This is a genomic window from Microbacterium sp. BG28, assembly GCF_034044005.1.
Taxonomy (GTDB): Bacteria; Actinomycetota; Actinomycetes; order Actinomycetales; family Microbacteriaceae; genus Microbacterium.
Window position 1 is genome coordinate 171539 of record NZ_JAXCHA010000002.1, and the last position, 15928, is coordinate 187466.

Here is a 15928-nt window from a genome sequence, read left to right on the forward strand (position 1 = left end):
TCTCCGGATCAGGAGAACAGCTGGTGGACGAGGTGAGCGGCCTCGTTCGCGGCGAGGACCGCGAACAGCACCGTCATGATCACGGCATTGTGCGCGATCATCTCGGTCTTCAGTCGCTCCAGCCCCTTGGCGACGGTTGCGGATCCGCTCGTGGCGAGCAGCGTCGGGATGAGCAGGGCGAGCGAGCCGGCGACGGCGAAGGCGACACACAGGCCGACGGCCGCCAGGACCGGCAGGTGCGCGGCACCGATGGTCGCCCCGGCCTTCAGCTCGAGCGGGATGTTCTTGGAGTTGGTCACCGCCATCAGCAGGCCGAGACCGCCGGCGCGTGCGGGGGTGATCGAGTCGATCGCCGAGAGCCAGCCCGGCGTGCGCGGCGCGGCCCCGCCTCGCGGCCGCGACAGCCAACTCGTGACGGCCAGGACGGTGAATCCGACGGTCAACAGGATCGTCAGCACGAGCACGACGATCTTCGACGCCGACGAGCCGCCCGACGACGACGCGCCGGCGGTCGTCGCGGCACCCAGTGCCGTGAACGCCAGAGTGATGGCCAGGAACGCGCCGGTGTACGCGAGAGAGGCGACTCTCCCGCGGGCCGACAGCAGGATCGCCACGATCGCCACAATCGGAAGCGGCGAGATCATCAGTCCCACCGCGGCGGGGATCAGCGAGGGAAGGTCGTGCGTGTTCATCGGATGCTCCATCTGCGTGCCGCGGACCGGCGACTGCAGACGTTACGACGCGGATGTCTGAGTGTGAGGCGGATGTTCGGTGAACACGACAGGGGAGGCTGCGCCGAGATCGATCACCGCCTCCAGGAGCGCTCCTGACCCGTCGGCTCGCAACCGTGCGCCGCGCGCGCGAGCGGCCGACGACCTGCGCAGCGTCGCTCCCCGCGGCAGGCTTCCGGGCGAGCGCACCTGCACGCGCAGTCGTGGGCCCGCACCCGTCGCGATGACGTCCAGATCGATCGCGGCCGCGGCGGGAACGCTGTGCTTGACGGCGTTCAGCAGCCCCTCCGCCACGATCTCGAAGACGTCGTCGCGCGCAGCGGCCGATGCGTCGAGAGCCGTCCGCGCGCTCGGGCTCATCCGCATGCGCACCTCGACCACGGGGCGCCACGTCTCGACGAGGTCGACCAATGACTGGACGGACGCTCCGTCGCGCGGCCGCTCGAAGACCTCGGGCAGTCCGGCGAGCAGGGGATCGACGTCGTCGTGCAACGCGCCAAGTGTCGTTGGCGTCCATCGATCCGGTGCGGCGAGCGCGCGAACGCACGCCCCCTGCACATCGCGGTGCAGCTCGCGCGCCGCGTCTTCCACCGCCGCTCGTGCGGCCGACGTCCCCACGCGTCCGATCCGCTGCGAGGCGCGCACGGTCGCGGTCAGACGCCGCTCCTCAACCCTGAGCGCGGATGCGGTGCCGGCGCACAGCGCGCAGGCAACCGCGAGGGTGGGATAGGCCAGAACCGGCACAGCCGACAGGGGAAGCGGGATTCCCTGCGCCCAGGCCAGCGCGCCCAGGCAGACTCCCACGACCGTTCCGATCGCGAGGAAGGTCGGGATGCGGCGCCGGCGGAGAGCGCGCAGGCGCGGCACGCCGTCGGCGAGCACCGCGCCCGCGACGAGCACCGCGACGCCGACCATCACCTGCAGCACCGGCACCGTGCGAAGAGCGTATGGCAGCACGCAGAGGGCGTAGACGAGGGCGACGATGCCGGGGGGAGGCAGTCGCAGCGCCGGCCGCATCCGAACGTGATCGATCGGCGCGGCGACCACGGCCTCCGCAGGCGCGGTGGCGAGATCCGTCAGGCGCCTGCTCCACCGACGCACGCTGCCGTCGCTGAACGCCTGCAACGATTCGGTGCCGGACTGCTGAGCAGCCAGCGCTCGGAGTTCGCCTCTCAGCTCCTCGCTCGCCGCCTGCACGAGTTCACGGGCCGCGCCGTCGAAGGCATCGGCATCCTCTCGCGCATGCGTGAGTGCCTGCTGGACCGACAACAGGCGTGCGTTCGTCTGTCGCAGTCGGGCGACGTGCGTGGTGAGGATGGCAATGCCCGTCAGCGAGGCCATCCAGACGGTCGCGTTCGTCAGCACGCGGAAGGACAGCTGCCATGAGGGCGGCGCGGAGGCGCCGAGCGCATCGGCGACAGCGTCGTAGGCGAGGGGGCGCAGGACCGCGGAAGCGAGAACGCCGGCCGTCACGACCCAGGGGCGCCAGCGGTGGGGCGTGCGGCGTTCGGCGATGGCGGTGGCGGCGAGGCCGGCGAGGAACGCGGCGGTCGAGGCCGATGCGGCACCGACCGACCCGACGCCGACGCTCGTCGGGGCCGGGCTCATCACGGTGACCGACAGCAGCCCGGCGACGAGGAACGTCCAGCGCGACACGAAGCGTCCGGAGCCGAGCGCATCTCGCGCGGCGCGCGCGAGGCGCTTCACCGCACGGGGCCGAACGCGGCCACGTACAGTGCGGCGGCCGCAACCCGAGGGCTCAGCGCCGGATCGCCCGTCAGACCCAGGCGCTCGAAGATGCGGCTGATCGATCGCTCGACCGCGCGCACCGAGGTCTGGGACCGGGCGGCGATCTCGTCGTTCGACCAGCCGCGCGCCACCATCGAGAGCGTCTCGAGTTGATGCCGGGTCAGCCTGCTCAGCGGGTCCTCGCCGGCGCTGCTCGCGGGGCCTGCGGGCGACTGGGTCGACATGACCGCCTCGACAGCGTCGACGAGCTCAGCGGTGGAGGCGAGGGCGAGCTTGGAGACGAACACCGCCCCCGACACGCCCATCGCGGTCGCTCCCGCTGCGGCACGAGGATAGCTGCTGAGAAAGACGACCCCGAGGTGGGGTGCAAGCGCCACGAGTCCCGCCGCCAGCTCGGCACCGGACGGACGGGAACCGAGATCGATGTCGGCGAGGAGCACGTCGGGATCGAACTCGGCGAACAGACGCGTCGCCTCCGCCGCGCTCTCGGCTCCCCGAGTCTCGAATCCGTGCTGGTTCAGCGTCTCGCAGACGAGTAGCCGCATGGCTGCCTGGTCCTCGACGACGAGCACGCGTCGCACCCATCTGCCGGTCACATCCACACCATAGGTGATCCGGCGCCGCGCGCTGCGGTCGTCTCGTCAACCCCGCCCCCGGTGCCGGTCAGGGTGCATCCAGCGGGGCGTGACACAGTGGGGGAGTGCTCCGCCTCGGTGATGGCATGTCGAACCGAGGAGAGATCACATGCCCGCATGGTGGGAAGAGCTTCTGCACATCACGACCGGCCGAGTGAGAACGCACGGCGACCTGCCCGACCTGCGCCGACTCCCCTCCCGGCCGGTGGCCCTGGAGCGGACGCATTACATCGTCAACGACCGTGAGCGTCACGGCGACGAGCGACGCACCTACGTCCTGCGCCGCGCGCGCCAGTCCCGCCGCGACCGTGGCGGAGTCTCGGTCGCCTCGAACGGCCGGGGTGTGGGCTACCTCCCGGACGCGGTGGCGCGCGATGCGGGGCCGCTGATCGATCGTCTCGGTGGCGCCGCCGTGGTCAACGGCGCCGGCACCAAAGACGGGGGAATCCGGCTCTGGGTCGACTTGCCCGAACTCGATGAGCTCCGCGAGTTCGTCGAGTTCTTCGAACGCAGCGACTCCGAGGCGTCCGCCCTCTCCTGAGGGAGCCGAGCCGCATCCTGTCTCACGACCGGCCCCGCTCCGCCCGGGCGCGCTCCTTGATCGCCTCGATGACGGCGGTCTTCGCGTCCGCATATGTGTTCATGTCGTCCCAGCCACGTTGCATGAGTTCGCGCTTGGTCCGCTCGTACAGCGCACGATCCGTCGCATCCGTGCGCAGCCGGTCGCGCAGCAGGAGGTAATCGTCGACGGCGCGGGCGTCGTGCTCGTAGACGTGCACGTGGACATCCCGCTCGGGCGTGCGCACCATGCGGTGACCGGCCTCGCGCACACGTAGCTCGTAACCGGCACCGAGGAGCGCGTCGAGGTAGTCCTCTTCCGCCGTGATGTCGTCGACGGTGACGAGGATGTCGATGATGGGCTTCGCGGCGAGGCCCGGCACGGATGTCGAGCCGATGTGCGCGATGTCGACGTGTCGGCCTGCGAGTGCGAGACGGATGCGGTCGCGATGGTCCGCGAACGCCGCGGGCCAGCTCGGGTCGTGGTCGTGGATGCCCACCGTCACCGGTTCCGGCCCGCCGACCAGCTCGAGCGATGTGACGTCTGGACGGCGGCGGGCGGGCATGACTCCATCATCGCGCCAATGGTCTCGCCCACGAGAGCGTCTGGGCACCTGAATTGCCGCGCGCCGGTAGGGTCGCCGCATGAGCACGGCACAGCGAGAGCGCGACGAACTGCGCCGATCCATCGAGGAGTTCTCTGCGGGCGGATATACCGTCGACAGGGTCGGGTTCTCCGTGTGCGCCTGCGGGAACGAGACGTTCGCCGTCGTGCTGGATGACGAGGTAGCAGTCGCAGCGACGATCTGCGCCGTCTGTGAAGAGGAGGCCGCGCTCGCCGACTCGGATGACCACTTCGACGACGTCGAGGAGGTGCAACAGGCTGAATGCTCCTGCGGCAACAGCGAGTTCCGCGTGGCCTCCGGCTTCGCCCTCGACCCCGATGGCGAGGTGAGGTGGGTGTCCGTCGGTCTTCGCTGCACCGCCGACGGCGTCGCCGGTGTCTACGTCGACTGGAAGATCGACTATCGGCCCACTTCACACCTGCTCGCTCAGGCCTGAACCGCGGGCTCGCTCGCAGCCGATGCGGAGCACTGAGGTGCGCCGCGGCTCAGGCGGGCGAGGCGACGCCGAGCTCTGCGGCGTCGCCTCGCAGCGCGCGTTTCGACGTGAAGCGCCAGCCGAGCGGAACCGCGACGGTGGCGGCGATCCACATCGCCACGGCGGGGACCGACACCGCGCTCATCCCATCGCCCGAGAGGTCCGACCAGGGTGCGGTGAAGGCGATGGTGGTGGTGCCGATGCCGACCACCGCGCCGAAGGCGGTGAACACGACCAGGTGACCGGGGACGGAAGCGATGCTCCGCATCACCCGCCCCAGGCCGTACGCCAGCGGTGAACCGATGAGGAGCGCGGCAAGCGACCACGGCACGGCGTACATGAGAGCGATCAGCGCGCCCCAGTGAAAGATCGCCGTCGATGCGAGCGTCGAGAACAGGAGGAACCAGACCCAGGCCACGCACGCGCCTCGCGCGAACTCACGGAACGTGAACGCCATCGGTGCGGCGTCCGTTCGTGGCGACGGCCTCGTGGGTGATGCGCTCACGGTCCGAACATAGCAACGCCTCGCCCGACCCTGGCTTCGCGTCCTCGCATCCGCGACACTGAGCGCATGCGCACCCTCCGCACTCAGGTCTGCATCGTCGGGGGAGGTCCGGCAGGCATCATGCTGGGGCTGCTCCTCGCCCGAGCCGGCGTCGAGGTCGTCGTGCTCGAGAAGCACGCCGACTTCTTCCGAGACTTCCGCGGCGACACGGTGCATCCGTCGACGCTCGACATCATCGATGCGCTCGGACTGCGTGCGAGCTTCGACGCCATCGAACACCGCCCGCTCGACACCCTCGACGCCGTGGTGAACGGCGTGCGGCTGCACGCGATCGACTTCCGCACCTTGCGCGGCGCGAACCGCATCCTGACGCTCATGCCGCAGTGGGATCTGCTCGACCTGCTCGCCGATGCCGCCCGCCGCGAGCCGACGTTCACGCTGTTGATGGGCGCGGACGTGACGGATGTCGTGCGCACCGGCTCGCGCGTGAGCGGCGTGCACGCCAGGACAGATGACGGTCCCCTCCGCGTCGATGCGGCACTCGTCGTCGGCGCCGACGGCCGCGGCTCGACACTGCGTGAGGCGGTCGGCGTGGCGCCGGTGTCCACGGGCGTCGGTATCGACGTGCTGTGGTTCCGCGTGCCCGAGCCTGCGGCACCCGTGCCTGACACGCTCGCGTGGCTCTCCGGCAGCGGCATGCTCGTCACGATCCCGAGGCCCGGGTACTTCCAGTGCGGACTCGTGGTCGGCAAGGGCTCGTTCGGTGCGATCCGCGAGGAAGGCGTCGACGCGTTCCGGAGCCGGGTGGCGCGGGCGGCGCCGCCGATCGCGTCCGAGCTGGCGGCCGTCGCCTCGTTCGACGACGTCAAGCTGCTCTCGGTCGAGATCAACCACCTGCGGCGCTGGTGGCAGCCGGGCCTCCTGTTCATCGGCGATGCGGCACACGCCATGTCGCCGGCGTTCGGCGTCGGCATCAACTATGCGATCCAGGATGCGGTCGCCGCAGCCCGCCTCCTCGCCCCCGTGCTCGGCGACGGCCCCGCCGCCATCGACCGGGCATGTGCCGCGCTGCAGCGCCGCAGAGCCCTGCCCACTCGTGCGATGCAGCGGCTTCAGCAGGTGGTGCACCGTGCGATCGGACGCGCGCGGGCCCGCATCCTGCACAATCCGCCGACGCTCTCGGAGCGGATCGTGCTGCGGATCATCATCCCGATCGCGCGACGTCTGCTGCCGCGCCTGGTCGGCTACGGCCTCCGGCCCGAGCGCGTCCGGTCCGGCGATGGCCATACGCTGGCTGCGTGAGTGACGACTACCGTTCCCGGCTGCGTCCGCTTCTCGCCGCCGAATCCGAGCGCGCCGCGCACGTGCTGCAGCGGATGGCCGACGCGGCAGAGGGCCGCCACGACATCGTGATCGAGGTGTTCCTCGAACAGGATGCGGAGGGTCCTTTCACGATCATGGCCCGCTTCGAAGGGCCGGACGGCTTCGCCCTCGACCGGCGCTTCGACGACGAACGGAGCGTGTTCGACGTCGTCTGGGGTGAGATCGCCTGGGAGCCCGATGTTCCCGAGCGGCCCGGGGAATGGACGTTCGACGACCTCGAAGAAGTGCTCATCGAATTGGCCGCCGAGTGGCTCGCCCCGCTCGTGCCTGCGGACCCTGCAGGCATCCGCTGGGAGGTCGCATCGCCCGACGGTGGGACCGACAGCATCCCGCTGGAACCGCGCCGAGCGAGGAGCTGACCGATGACGACAGACGCCCTCATCCCTCGCGTCCGCATCCCCTTGGCGGGCGCATACGAGATCGACACCGATCGTGACCGCATCGACGTGACGCGGGTGCACGAGTGGCTGTCGACCGACGCGTTCTGGGCGCTGGGACGCTCGTTCGATGTGGTGCAGCGTGCGGCGGCCGCATCCGTCAACTTCGGCGTGTACGACCCGACGGGTGCGCAGGTCGGTTACGCCCGGCTCGTCACCGACGGGGTGACCTTCGGATGGCTGTGCGACGTATACGTGGCGCCCGAGGCGCGGGGCCGCGGGCTTGGCAAGGCGCTGGCATCGGCCGTGGTGGATGCGACGCGTCCGCTCGGTCTGAAGCGCCTCATGCTCTCGACCCTCGACGCGCACGAGCTCTACGCCCGCGTGGGCTTCGAACCGTTCCCCGACCCCGGCCGGCTCATGGTCATCGGTGCCTCATGACCGGGGCGGAGCTCACCCCGACCAGCCGGGAAACCGCCGCCCACTACATCTGGGGCGTGGTGTCCGAGGGATGGCGCCTGGTCGACGGGCCCGACCTCTCGGTCATCGAGGAACGGGTGCCCCCGGACTCGGGGGAGCAGTGGCATGTCCACGACACCGCGCGGCAGTTCTTCTACGTCCTCGAAGGCCGCGCGCATCTGCACACAGCGCGGGGCATCGTGGAGATGTCGGTGGCTGAAGGGGTGGAGGTGCCCGCGGGTACGGCCCACCGTTTCGCGAACCCGGGACCGGCGGACGTGCGGTTCTTGGTGGTGAGCGCACCCTCGACGCGTGGTGATCGCCGCGCGGTCGACGCACCCTGATCCACCAGCCTCACTCCACCTCGGCGACGGCTGTCCGCGGGAGGAGCGGCACCGCCAGCAGGCAGACCGCGACCACGCCCAGCAGCGCCAGGAGCGTCACCGAGACGGCGCCGATGTCCCCGGCGGGCAGGAGCGTGAGGAAGATGCTCGTGACGAGTGCCGATCCGATGCCGTTCGCGACCTGCTGCACGGCGCTCAACGATCCGCTCGCCGATCCCGCATCCTGCGCGTCGACGTCGCCGAGCGCGGTGTTGAAGATCGAGCTGAAACAGATTCCTGCCCCAATGCCCATGAACAGCGTCGATACGGCGAGCTGCCACCACGCCACACCGGTGCCGGCGACCGTGACGAACAGGAGCATGAGGCCGACTCCGGCGAGCACGGCCACCAGGCCGAGGACGACGAGTTTCCGGGCGAGCGTGACGATGAGAGCCGCGGCGATGCCGGAGCCTCCCATGATGCCGATCGTGAGCGGGATGAGGCTGAGCGAGGTCTGGGTCGGGGTGTAGCCGAGGCTGAACTGGAAGAACAGCGAGATGACGTACATCAGTCCGCTGAAGGCGGCGAAGACGAGCAGACCGACGATCAGACCCGCGGTGAATCCGCGGTTCGCGAGCAGACTGCGAGCCAGCAGCGGCTCAGAGGTGGTGGCCTGCCGCCATACGAAGCCGGCGAAGACGACCGCGCCGGCGCCGATCGACACGAGCGCGAGCATGCTCCAACCCTCGCTGGACCCCTCGATGAGGCCGAACAGGATGGCGAACAGCGAGACCACGAGCAGCACGCTGCCCCATACGTCGATGCGGGTTGCAGGTCGCGCGGGAACGTGGGGCAGGTACTTCACCGCCATGACCAGCGCGATCGCACCCAGGACGAGGTTGATGAGGAAGACCGGTCGCCACTGCAGGCCGAACAGATCCGCGTCGATGAGCAGGCCTCCGAGGATGGGGCCTGCCACCGCGAAGACGCCGAGCATGGGAGCGAAGACGCCGAACGCCTTCTGCAGCATCGGCTTGGGGAAGGTGGCCGTCATGATCGCCATGCCCTGAGGGATGAGGAACGCTCCGAACAGGCCCTGACCCACGCGTGCGGCGACGAGCATCTCCGGCGTAGGGGCGAGCCCGGCGACAGCGGATGCGGCGATGAACCCGCTCATTCCGATCAGGAAGGTGCCGCGTTGACCGAACTTGTCTCCCACCTTCCCTCCGAGCACCAGAAGGGAACCGAGCGCCAGCGCGTACGCGGCCCCCAGCCACTTGATGAGGCTCTCGTCGGCGCCGAGGTCGGCGACGATCGAGGGCGCGGCGATGTTGGTGATGGTCGAATCGACGAGGTCCATCGCATCCGCGAGGAGGACGACGATAAGGGTCAACCACACGCCTTTCGTGGTCAGGGTGGGGGAAACGGGCGGCTGAGACATGCGAGCTCCAATCGAGACGAACGCGATCGTAACGAACATGTTCGTTACGATCAAGTGCGTATAGTCGGACCATGAGTCGACCCGAGCCCGTCAGCCGTCGTGCCCGACCTGCAAAGCCCCCGCTCTCCCGAGGGGCAATCCTCGACGCCGCGGTCGCTGTGGTGCAGAAGGAAGGTGCGGCCAAGCTGACGATGCGCAGGCTCGCGTCCGAGCTCGACACCGGCCCCGCCTCGCTCTACGTCTACGTGAAGAACACGACGGAGCTGAACGCCCTCTTGATCGATCGTCACCTCGGTGAGCTCGACCTCACGTGGGGGGAGAGCGAACGGTGGCGCGATCGCCTCGAGCGCGTGCTCGACGACTACGCGCGGTTGTTGGCGAGCCAGCCCGGACTCGCCGCAGCGGCGCTGGTGACATGGCCCGATGGTGCGCACTACCTCGACCTGCTCGAACTCCTCATGCGTCTGCTGCGATCGGCGGGGGTGACGGGGGAGCGAGCGGCGCGCGGCGTCGATCTGCTGCTGCAGTACGCCACCGCATCCGCCGCGGAATGGGCGGCGCGCGCAGGCGGCGAACAAGAATTGTCGGATCTCGCAGAGATTCTGGATGCGGCCGACCCGCACCGCCATCCCGAGCTGCACGCGGCCGGCGCGGCGCTGTTCACCGCTGGCAGCCCCGAGGAACGCACCCGCTGGGCGACGCGCGCCATCGTGGACGGCATCCTGGCGAGCGCGCCAGGCGGGGCCTGATCCCGCGAATCCCACAGGCCGATCAGTGGGCGAGCGTGCACCCTGACGCGATGATCCTAGGATGGCGCGCGTGAGTGTCGACACCGCCCCCTTGACCGCGCGGATCGATCGTCGACGACTCCGCGACTATCGCCGCTCACTTCCGTCCACCGTTCGTCCACCGTTGGCCGGAGTCCTCGCGCGCGTCGTGCTCCTCACCTTCTTCCCGCTGGCGCTGCTCGTGATGTGGCTGGTGATCATCGACGGGTCATTCTTCGCCGACGGGGACGGCGAGCTCATCGTCATCCTCCTGCCTCTGGCGATACCGCCCGTGATCGGCGTCGTGGTGTTCGCGCGCGCGATCCGCCGCCGATCGGGCGTGCGTCCGTACCGCCTGAACGGCTTCGCCGAGGCCAATGGATTCACCTACGAGCCGTACGCGCCGGCCCCGCCCCTGCCGGGCATGATCTTCACGCGCCCGGGGCAGTCATCCGCGTTCGTCACCGACATCCTCCGACGGCGTGAGGGGTACGCGCTGGAGATCGGCAATCACACGTGCACGACGGGCTCGGGCAGGAGCACGACCACCTATCGATGGGGCTATGCGGCGATGCGGCTTCCCGTCGCGTTGCCGCACATCGTGCTCGACGCGCACGGCAACAACGCGATCGGTCGGCCGAGGCTGCCGATCGCGTTAGCGAAGGACCAGCGGTTGTCGCTCGAGGGCGACTTCGACCGCTTCTTCACCCTCTACTGCCCGGAGGGATACGAGACGGATGCGCTGTATCTCTTCTCGCCAGACACGATGGCGGTCTTCGTCGACGAGGCCGCACGTCTCGACGTCGAACTCGTCGACGACTACCTGTTCCTCTACTTCCCGGGCCAACTCGCGACCCTCGATCCGGCGCTGTGGGAGCGACTGCTGACGACAGTGGACGCCCTCTCGCAGCGGGTGCTGCGGTGGGAACGCTGGCGCGATGATCGTCTGCAGGGATCGACCGAGTTCGCTCACGAGGTCATCCTGGGGTCGGGGAGTGCACGCGGGGTCGCGCGGCAGGGACGCCGACTGTCGGTCAAAGAGGACTGGTGGTGGGTTCTGGGCGCCGCAGTGGCCGTCTTCGGGTTCGTCAATCTCATCCACGATGTGATCGCCGGGTGGTCGTCCTAGGTCGTGGGTGGCGACCGGCCGCCGAATCACACGGCCGCGCCCCGCGCGCCGCATCCGTCGGCCTGGGATGATGCACACGACCATCTCCGTCGAAAGGACCCGCATGAGCACGCGCCCCGACCTCTCCTCCGTCCGTCGGGCGGGCGGCTACGCCGTCGCCGCCGGCACGCTGTTCGCCGCCGTGGGAGCCGCGGCCTGGGCCACGGTCACGAGCCAGCTGCGCGCCGAGAAGATCAGCGTCCCGCCGAACGCGCCCGCCCTCGCCGGGGCACCCGTGCAGGGCCCGGTCAGCGCCTACATCGAGGCGCAGGTCATCAAGGGCAACGCCGAGCGCGGTGCCGGTGGTCGCACCTATGCCGACATCAGCGCGGCGCTGCAGAAGGTCGAAAAGGGGAGCCAGGAGGAGGCGGACCTGCGCAAGCAGAGCGCCGCCCTGTCGACCGCATCCGCCCTGCGCACCTCGCTGTTCACGTCGGTTCTCGCCTACGGCGTCGCAGCCTTCGCCGCCGGCATGGGCGCCCTGCTCGTGGTGGTCGGCGGGCAGCTGCGGCGCGCCGGACGCTGAGGCGACCGCATCCGCGGCTGGTAAATTCTCCGAGGCGATCACCGCTCTGGCGCACGGTGCCCCGGTTCCCGATCGCCGTCTCGAACCCGCCTTCCGCGAGAGGACTCCCGCATGACGGACACCCAGATCTTCGAGCCCGACGGCCGCGCCATCCCGTTCGCGGTCGAGGGCGACGGCCCCGGCCTGGTGCTGCTGCCGGCACAGGGCCTGAACATCGGCTACCTCGAGGCGCTCGGGCACTCGGTGGCGCAGGAGGACTTCCGCGTCGTGCGCATCGGTACGCGTCGCCCCTCGGATGCGGCCGTCTCACTGCACGATCTCGCGCAGGACGTCGTCGACGTGCTCGATCACCTCGGCATCGACCACGCGTGGATCGGCGGACATGCCTTCGGCGGCACCGTCGCCCGCCTGGTCGCGATCGACCACCACGACCGCGTGAACGGCGTCCTGCTGCTCGGTGTCGAGGGTGCGGCCGGCTCCGACGAGCTCGATCTCTCCGATGCCCCGGAAGAGCTTCGTGACGCAGAGGTCGACGGCCTGCAGCGCGCAGCCCGGGAGGCGTTGGGCGAGCTTCCCGCGCTGGCCGCCGGTGTGCCCGTGCTGGTGGTGCAGGGCGCAGACGACCGCATCACGCCGCCGTCGAACGGGGAAGACCTGCGCGTCTCCGCGCCGGAGCTGGTGAGTGTCGTGAATGTCGACGGCGGTAAGCACCTCTTCCCGGCGACGCACACCGGTGCCGTGTCGTGGGCGATCGAGGACTACCTCGACTGGGACTGACCCCGCATCCTTCGACGAAGGGCCGGCGCGTCTGCGGACGCCCGGCCCTTCGTCGTTCGGGCGCCCCCTCTTCTTCCGCTCCCGAACTCCTGCAGCTCGCTCCCGCGGCCCGCTGTCGCGCTCCCCGCATCCGGTTCTGCAGGAGTTCGGACGATTCGGCCCGCACAACTAATCGACAGATGTAGCGTAAGTATGTCGAAAGGAGTTCCCCATGGGACGTGTCAGTGGAAAGGTCGCGCTGATCAGCGGAGGCGCTCGAGGCATGGGAGCCTCGCACGCACGGCTGCTCGTGCAGGAAGGCGCGCAGGTGGTCATCGGTGACCTGCTGGATGCGGAAGGCGAGGCTCTGATCGCGGAGCTCGGTGACGCCGCGCGCTACGTGCATCTGGATGTCACGAAGTACGAGGACTGGGAGGCTGCGGTCGCCCTCGCCGAAAGCGCGTTCGGTCGTCTCGACGTCGTCGTCAATAACGCGGGCATCGCGAACTTCGGATCCATCGAGACCTATGAGCTCGCGCAGTGGGATCAGATCATCGCGATCAACCTCACCGGTGTGTTCTACGGCATCAAGGCGGCGATCGAGGCGCTCAAGCGCAGCGGCGCCGGCTCGATCATCAACGTGTCGTCGACGGCCGGACTCCAGGGGTACGAGGCACTGCCCGGCTACAACGCGGCAAAGTTCGGTGTGCGCGGACTCACCAAGAACGCGGCCCTCGATCTCGGTCGCTACAACATCCGGGTGAACTCCATCCACCCCGGTGTGATCCGCACGCCGATGACCGACGGCCTCGACACGGCGCAGAACCATGTCGCGCTGCACCGCGTCGGCGAGCCCATCGAGCTGTCGAACCTCGTGCTGTTCCTGGCCAGCGACGAGTCGAGCTTCTCGACCGGCGCCGAGTTCGTCGCCGACGGAGGAGAGACCGCGGGGCTGGCACACTACGAGGCGTGACGATCGATCCTCGGCAAGCTCGCACCAGCGCCGCCTTGCGTGCGGCGCTGGTGCGCTTGCTCGCACACCGACCCCTCGACGCGATCTCGGTCTCCGAGCTCTGCCGTGAGGCAGGTGTGCACCGCACCACCTTCTACAAGCACGCCAAAGACGTCGACCGGTTCGCCGTCAGCACCTTCAGCGCCGACCTCGATGCGCTTGCCACCGTCAGCCCGGAGACCGACGATCCCGTCGAGACGGCGGGGGAGTACCTGGCGGCCATGCGCCGGCTGCTGGAGATGCTGGCGGAGCAGCGCCCCGTCTACCGGGCGTTGTTCGCCTCCTCCGCCCGCGGTGCGTTCCGCGCGGCGATCGGCATGCGGCTCGTCTACCGGGTGCACCTGGCTCTGGAGCATTTCGCCGCATCCGGCGTCGGTGGAGCCCCGCGTGTCGCGCGGGACCAGGACGAGGCCGCGGCTTTCATCGCCGGCGCCCTGGTGGGCATCCTCGACGTCTGGACACAGGAAGACGACATCGATGCGGACGCCGCCGCCTCTCGCGTGCTGCGTCTGATGCCCGGATGGTGGCCCGTCCGCGCGTAGCTCCGGCCGTCGATCCGTATCTCGGCTGGGCTCAGCCCACATGCTTCCACCGCCACCGCGGCGGCAGCGGCGGCTGTTGCCGGTATTGAGCCGGCGGGCGCCGCTGCATCCGTGCCCGAACTCCTGCAATCCGCTCGCACGCGGTCTCGTGGAGGCGCGACGTATGGGGTTCTGCCGGAGTTCGGGACGGGTTCCCGGGGTGAGCCGCACGGGCAACAGGCCGGTGCGCGCCGGACGCCGCGGCAGAATGGGCCCATGGCCACCGCATCGGGGAGCTCCATCGACGATGTCGCCGTCGCGCTGTACCGGCTGCCGCCCGACGCGTTCACCGCCGCTCGTGACGAGCAGGCAGCGACGGCGGATGCGGCCGACGCCGCACGGATCAAGGCTCTGCGCAAGCCCGTCGTCGCTGCGTGGGCGGTGAATCTCCTCGTCGCCGACGGGCAGCTGGCCGAGGCCGTCGAACTCGCCGCCGCGCTGCGCGAGGCGCAGGACGATCTGGATGCGGCCGAGCTCCGCCGGCTCGGCACCCAGCGGCAGCAGCTCGTGGCCTCTCTTGTGAAACGCGCTGCGGCACGCGCGGCGGAGGCTGGGCACCCGCTCGCCGACTCCTCCCGCGAGGCCGTCGCGCAGACGATCAACGCGGCCGTCATGGACGAGCGCGCGGCCGCTGTCGTGCTCACGGGGCGGCTGCGCAAGCCGCTGGATGCCGGCGCCCTTGACGATCTCGATGCGGCCGACGTCGTTGCGGGCTCGCCTCCCAGAGGTACGGTCGAGCGCCCCGCATCCGATCCGGACGAGCTCGCCGTGCGTCGTGCGCGCAGGGCCGCGGAGCGCGCGGCGCGGGACGCGGAGCGCGCCGCCACGGCTGCGGAACGGGAACGTGCCGCCGCCGAGGCCGCCGAGCGGACAGCGCGCGAGCACGCCGATCTGGTGCACGAGCGGATCGCGGAGCTCCGCGCGCAGCTGGAGCGGCTCCAGTCGGATGCGGACGCAGCGGATGCCGAGCTCGTCCGTCACGAGCAACGGCTGCGAGAGGCCGCATCCGCCGCGGAGGCAGCCGCGAACCAGGCGCAGCGCGCCCGCGACGCGGTGCCGGAGTGACGCCTTCGCCTGGGAGAATCGAAGGATGACCGCAACGCTCGTCGCCCATCAGCTCGCCGGCGGCTACGGCCATCGCACACTCTTCGAAGGTGTCGAGCTGACGGTCGCCCCCGGCGATGTCGTCGGCGTGGTCGGTGCCAACGGCGCCGGCAAGTCGACGCTCCTGCGCCTGCTGGCGGGCGTCGACCAGCCGCAGGGCGGCAGTGTTTCGCTGGCACCCGCCGATGCCTTCGTCGGGTGGCTGCCGCAGGAACACGAGCGCGTGGCCGGCGAAACCGTGTCGGCGTACATCGCCCGCCGCACGGGCTGCGCCCAGGCGACCGTGCAGATGGATGCGGCCGCCGCCGCCCTCGCCGACCCCGACGCCGTCGGAGCGGACGATGCGTACGCCACGGCCCTCGAGCGCTGGCTCGCGAGCGGCGCGGCCGACCTCGAGGAGCGCGTGCCAGCGGTGCTCGCGGACCTCGGACTCCGACTCGACGCCGACGCGCTCATGACCGCGTTGTCCGGAGGCCAGGCGGCGCGCGTCGGCCTCGCAGCCCTCCTGCTCAGCCGGTTCGACATCGTGCTGTTGGATGAGCCGACCAACGATCTCGACCTGGACGGACTCGAGCGCCTCGAGACGTTCGTGCGGGGTCTCCGTGGTGGCGTGGTGCTCGTCAGCCACGACCGCGAGTTCCTCGCGCGCTGCGTCACGCGGGTGCTCGAGCTCGATCTCGCACAGAACACGAACCGGCTCTACGGCGGCGGTTACGACGCGTACCTCGAGGAGCGGGCGACGGTACGTCGGC

The 15928-nt window shown here is 70.0% G+C and carries 19 protein-coding genes and 1 pseudogene; 14 read left to right on the top strand and 6 right to left on the bottom strand.

Annotated elements, in window-relative coordinates:
• Window positions 1-8: 8 nt before the first annotated feature.
• The 3 genes from SK224_RS06420 to SK224_RS06430 are packed head-to-tail and all read right to left on the bottom strand — an operon-like array spanning window position 9 to window position 3076.
• Complete coding sequence (locus SK224_RS06420) at window positions 9-692, bottom strand: GAP family protein (RefSeq protein WP_320433928.1); 684 nt, start codon at window positions 690-692, stop codon at window positions 9-11.
• 42 nt (window positions 693-734) lie between these two features.
• Window positions 735-2387, bottom strand: a complete 1653-nt coding sequence (locus SK224_RS06425; RefSeq protein WP_320433929.1) for a hypothetical protein — start codon at window positions 2385-2387, stop codon at window positions 735-737.
• 47 nt (window positions 2388-2434) lie between these two features.
• Window positions 2435-3076 carry a response regulator transcription factor gene (locus tag SK224_RS06430; RefSeq protein WP_320433930.1) on the bottom strand — a complete coding sequence of 214 codons (642 nt, stop codon included), beginning with the start codon at window positions 3074-3076 and terminating at the stop codon, window positions 2435-2437.
• Between the two features lie 148 nt (window positions 3077-3224).
• Here SK224_RS06430 and SK224_RS06435 point away from each other — a divergent pair, with 148 nt between their 5' ends.
• Window positions 3225-3656, top strand: coding sequence for a hypothetical protein (locus SK224_RS06435; RefSeq protein ID WP_320433931.1), 432 nt, complete (start codon window positions 3225-3227; stop codon window positions 3654-3656).
• Between the two features lie 22 nt (window positions 3657-3678).
• On the opposite strand, the gene SK224_RS06440 is transcribed toward SK224_RS06435, so the two are convergent.
• Window positions 3679-4239 carry a GrpB family protein gene (locus SK224_RS06440; RefSeq protein WP_320433932.1) on the bottom strand — a complete coding sequence of 187 codons (561 nt, stop codon included), beginning with the start codon at window positions 4237-4239 and terminating at the stop codon, window positions 3679-3681.
• A gap of 79 nt (window positions 4240-4318) precedes the next feature.
• On the opposite strand from SK224_RS06440, the gene SK224_RS06445 reads away from it, so the two are divergent.
• Window positions 4319-4735, top strand: coding sequence for a hypothetical protein (locus tag SK224_RS06445; protein ID WP_320433933.1), 417 nt, complete (start codon window positions 4319-4321; stop codon window positions 4733-4735).
• Window positions 4736-4784: 49 nt separating this feature from the next.
• Here SK224_RS06445 and SK224_RS06450 read toward each other — a convergent pair whose 3' ends face one another.
• Complete coding sequence (locus SK224_RS06450; protein ID WP_320433934.1) at window positions 4785-5279, bottom strand: hypothetical protein; 495 nt, start codon at window positions 5277-5279, stop codon at window positions 4785-4787.
• A gap of 66 nt (window positions 5280-5345) precedes the next feature.
• Here SK224_RS06450 and SK224_RS06455 point away from each other — a divergent pair, with 66 nt between their 5' ends.
• From SK224_RS06455 to SK224_RS06470, 4 genes are read left to right on the top strand one after another with little or no spacing between them, the layout of a single operon-like run.
• Window positions 5346-6581 carry an FAD-dependent oxidoreductase gene (locus SK224_RS06455; protein WP_320433935.1) on the top strand — a complete coding sequence of 412 codons (1236 nt, stop codon included), beginning with the start codon at window positions 5346-5348 and terminating at the stop codon, window positions 6579-6581.
• On the top strand, window positions 6578-7021 hold the full coding sequence (locus SK224_RS06460) for a DUF6389 family protein (protein WP_320433936.1): 444 nt from the start codon (window positions 6578-6580) through the stop codon (window positions 7019-7021). Before SK224_RS06455 ends, SK224_RS06460 begins: the two co-directional genes overlap by 4 nt.
• 3 nt (window positions 7022-7024) lie before the next feature.
• Window positions 7025-7480: a GNAT family N-acetyltransferase gene (locus SK224_RS06465; RefSeq protein WP_320433937.1), complete on the top strand. Its 456-nt coding sequence runs from the start codon at window positions 7025-7027 to the stop codon at window positions 7478-7480.
• Window positions 7477-7842: a cupin domain-containing protein gene (locus SK224_RS06470; protein WP_320433938.1), complete on the top strand. Its 366-nt coding sequence runs from the start codon at window positions 7477-7479 to the stop codon at window positions 7840-7842. The genes SK224_RS06465 and SK224_RS06470 overlap by 4 nt, the downstream gene beginning before the upstream one ends.
• A gap of 10 nt (window positions 7843-7852) precedes the next feature.
• On the opposite strand, the gene SK224_RS06475 is transcribed toward SK224_RS06470, so the two are convergent.
• Window positions 7853-9262 carry an MFS transporter gene (locus SK224_RS06475; RefSeq protein WP_320433939.1) on the bottom strand — a complete coding sequence of 470 codons (1410 nt, stop codon included), beginning with the start codon at window positions 9260-9262 and terminating at the stop codon, window positions 7853-7855.
• 71 nt (window positions 9263-9333) lie between these two features.
• Here SK224_RS06475 and SK224_RS06480 point away from each other — a divergent pair, with 71 nt between their 5' ends.
• From SK224_RS06480 to SK224_RS16780, 8 genes and pseudogenes are all read left to right on the top strand, one after another.
• Window positions 9334-10011 (top strand): helix-turn-helix domain-containing protein, encoded by a 678-nt coding sequence (locus SK224_RS06480; protein ID WP_320433940.1) that lies wholly within the window; start codon window positions 9334-9336, stop codon window positions 10009-10011.
• 70 nt (window positions 10012-10081) lie between these two features.
• Entirely contained in the window at window positions 10082-11158 is a 1077-nt protein-coding gene (locus SK224_RS06485) for a hypothetical protein (protein WP_320433941.1), read from the top strand.
• Window positions 11159-11261: 103 nt separating this feature from the next.
• Entirely contained in the window at window positions 11262-11723 is a 462-nt protein-coding gene (locus tag SK224_RS06490) for an aromatic ring-opening dioxygenase LigA (RefSeq protein WP_320433942.1), read from the top strand.
• Window positions 11724-11834: 111 nt separating this feature from the next.
• A complete protein-coding gene (locus tag SK224_RS06495; protein WP_320433943.1) occupies window positions 11835-12500 on the top strand; it encodes an alpha/beta hydrolase in 666 nt (221 codons plus the stop codon).
• Window positions 12501-12711: 211 nt separating this feature from the next.
• The gene (locus SK224_RS06500) at window positions 12712-13452 is read left to right on the top strand and encodes an SDR family oxidoreductase (RefSeq protein WP_320433944.1); all 741 of its coding nucleotides are present in this window, start codon (window positions 12712-12714) and stop codon (window positions 13450-13452) included.
• Complete coding sequence (locus tag SK224_RS06505) at window positions 13449-14033, top strand: TetR/AcrR family transcriptional regulator (protein ID WP_320433945.1); 585 nt, start codon at window positions 13449-13451, stop codon at window positions 14031-14033. Before SK224_RS06500 ends, SK224_RS06505 begins: the two co-directional genes overlap by 4 nt.
• Window positions 14034-14288: 255 nt before the next feature.
• Window positions 14289-15137, top strand: a complete 849-nt coding sequence (locus SK224_RS06510; RefSeq protein WP_320433946.1) for a transposase — start codon at window positions 14289-14291, stop codon at window positions 15135-15137.
• A 97-nt stretch (window positions 15138-15234) separates the two neighbouring features.
• A pseudogene (locus tag SK224_RS16780) lies at window positions 15235-15714 on the top strand (ATP-binding cassette domain-containing protein); the annotation flags it as partial.
• Window positions 15715-15928: the final 214 nt, after the last annotated feature.

What these genes read in the sequence shown, in the direction of transcription:
- SK224_RS06495 (WP_320433943.1), top strand. Translation starts at nt 11,835, where the DNA reads ATGACGGACACCCAGATCTTCGAGCCCGACGGCCGCGCCATCCCGTTC.
- SK224_RS06470 (WP_320433938.1), top strand. Translation starts at nt 7,477, where the DNA reads ATGACCGGGGCGGAGCTCACCCCGACCAGCCGGGAAACCGCCGCCCAC.
- SK224_RS06445 (WP_320433933.1), top strand. Translation starts at nt 4,319, where the DNA reads ATGAGCACGGCACAGCGAGAGCGCGACGAACTGCGCCGATCCATCGAG.
- SK224_RS06490 (WP_320433942.1), top strand. Translation starts at nt 11,262, where the DNA reads ATGAGCACGCGCCCCGACCTCTCCTCCGTCCGTCGGGCGGGCGGCTAC.
- SK224_RS06455 (WP_320433935.1), top strand. Translation starts at nt 5,346, where the DNA reads ATGCGCACCCTCCGCACTCAGGTCTGCATCGTCGGGGGAGGTCCGGCA.
- SK224_RS06420 (WP_320433928.1), bottom strand. Translation starts at nt 692, where the DNA reads ATGAACACGCACGACCTTCCCTCGCTGATCCCCGCCGCGGTGGGACTG.
- SK224_RS06480 (WP_320433940.1), top strand. Translation starts at nt 9,334, where the DNA reads ATGAGTCGACCCGAGCCCGTCAGCCGTCGTGCCCGACCTGCAAAGCCC.
- SK224_RS06500 (WP_320433944.1), top strand. Translation starts at nt 12,712, where the DNA reads ATGGGACGTGTCAGTGGAAAGGTCGCGCTGATCAGCGGAGGCGCTCGA.
- SK224_RS06475 (WP_320433939.1), bottom strand. Translation starts at nt 9,262, where the DNA reads ATGTCTCAGCCGCCCGTTTCCCCCACCCTGACCACGAAAGGCGTGTGG.
- SK224_RS06435 (WP_320433931.1), top strand. Translation starts at nt 3,225, where the DNA reads ATGCCCGCATGGTGGGAAGAGCTTCTGCACATCACGACCGGCCGAGTG.
- SK224_RS06510 (WP_320433946.1), top strand. Translation starts at nt 14,289, where the DNA reads ATGGCCACCGCATCGGGGAGCTCCATCGACGATGTCGCCGTCGCGCTG.
- SK224_RS06465 (WP_320433937.1), top strand. Translation starts at nt 7,025, where the DNA reads ATGACGACAGACGCCCTCATCCCTCGCGTCCGCATCCCCTTGGCGGGC.
- SK224_RS06440 (WP_320433932.1), bottom strand. Translation starts at nt 4,239, where the DNA reads ATGCCCGCCCGCCGCCGTCCAGACGTCACATCGCTCGAGCTGGTCGGC.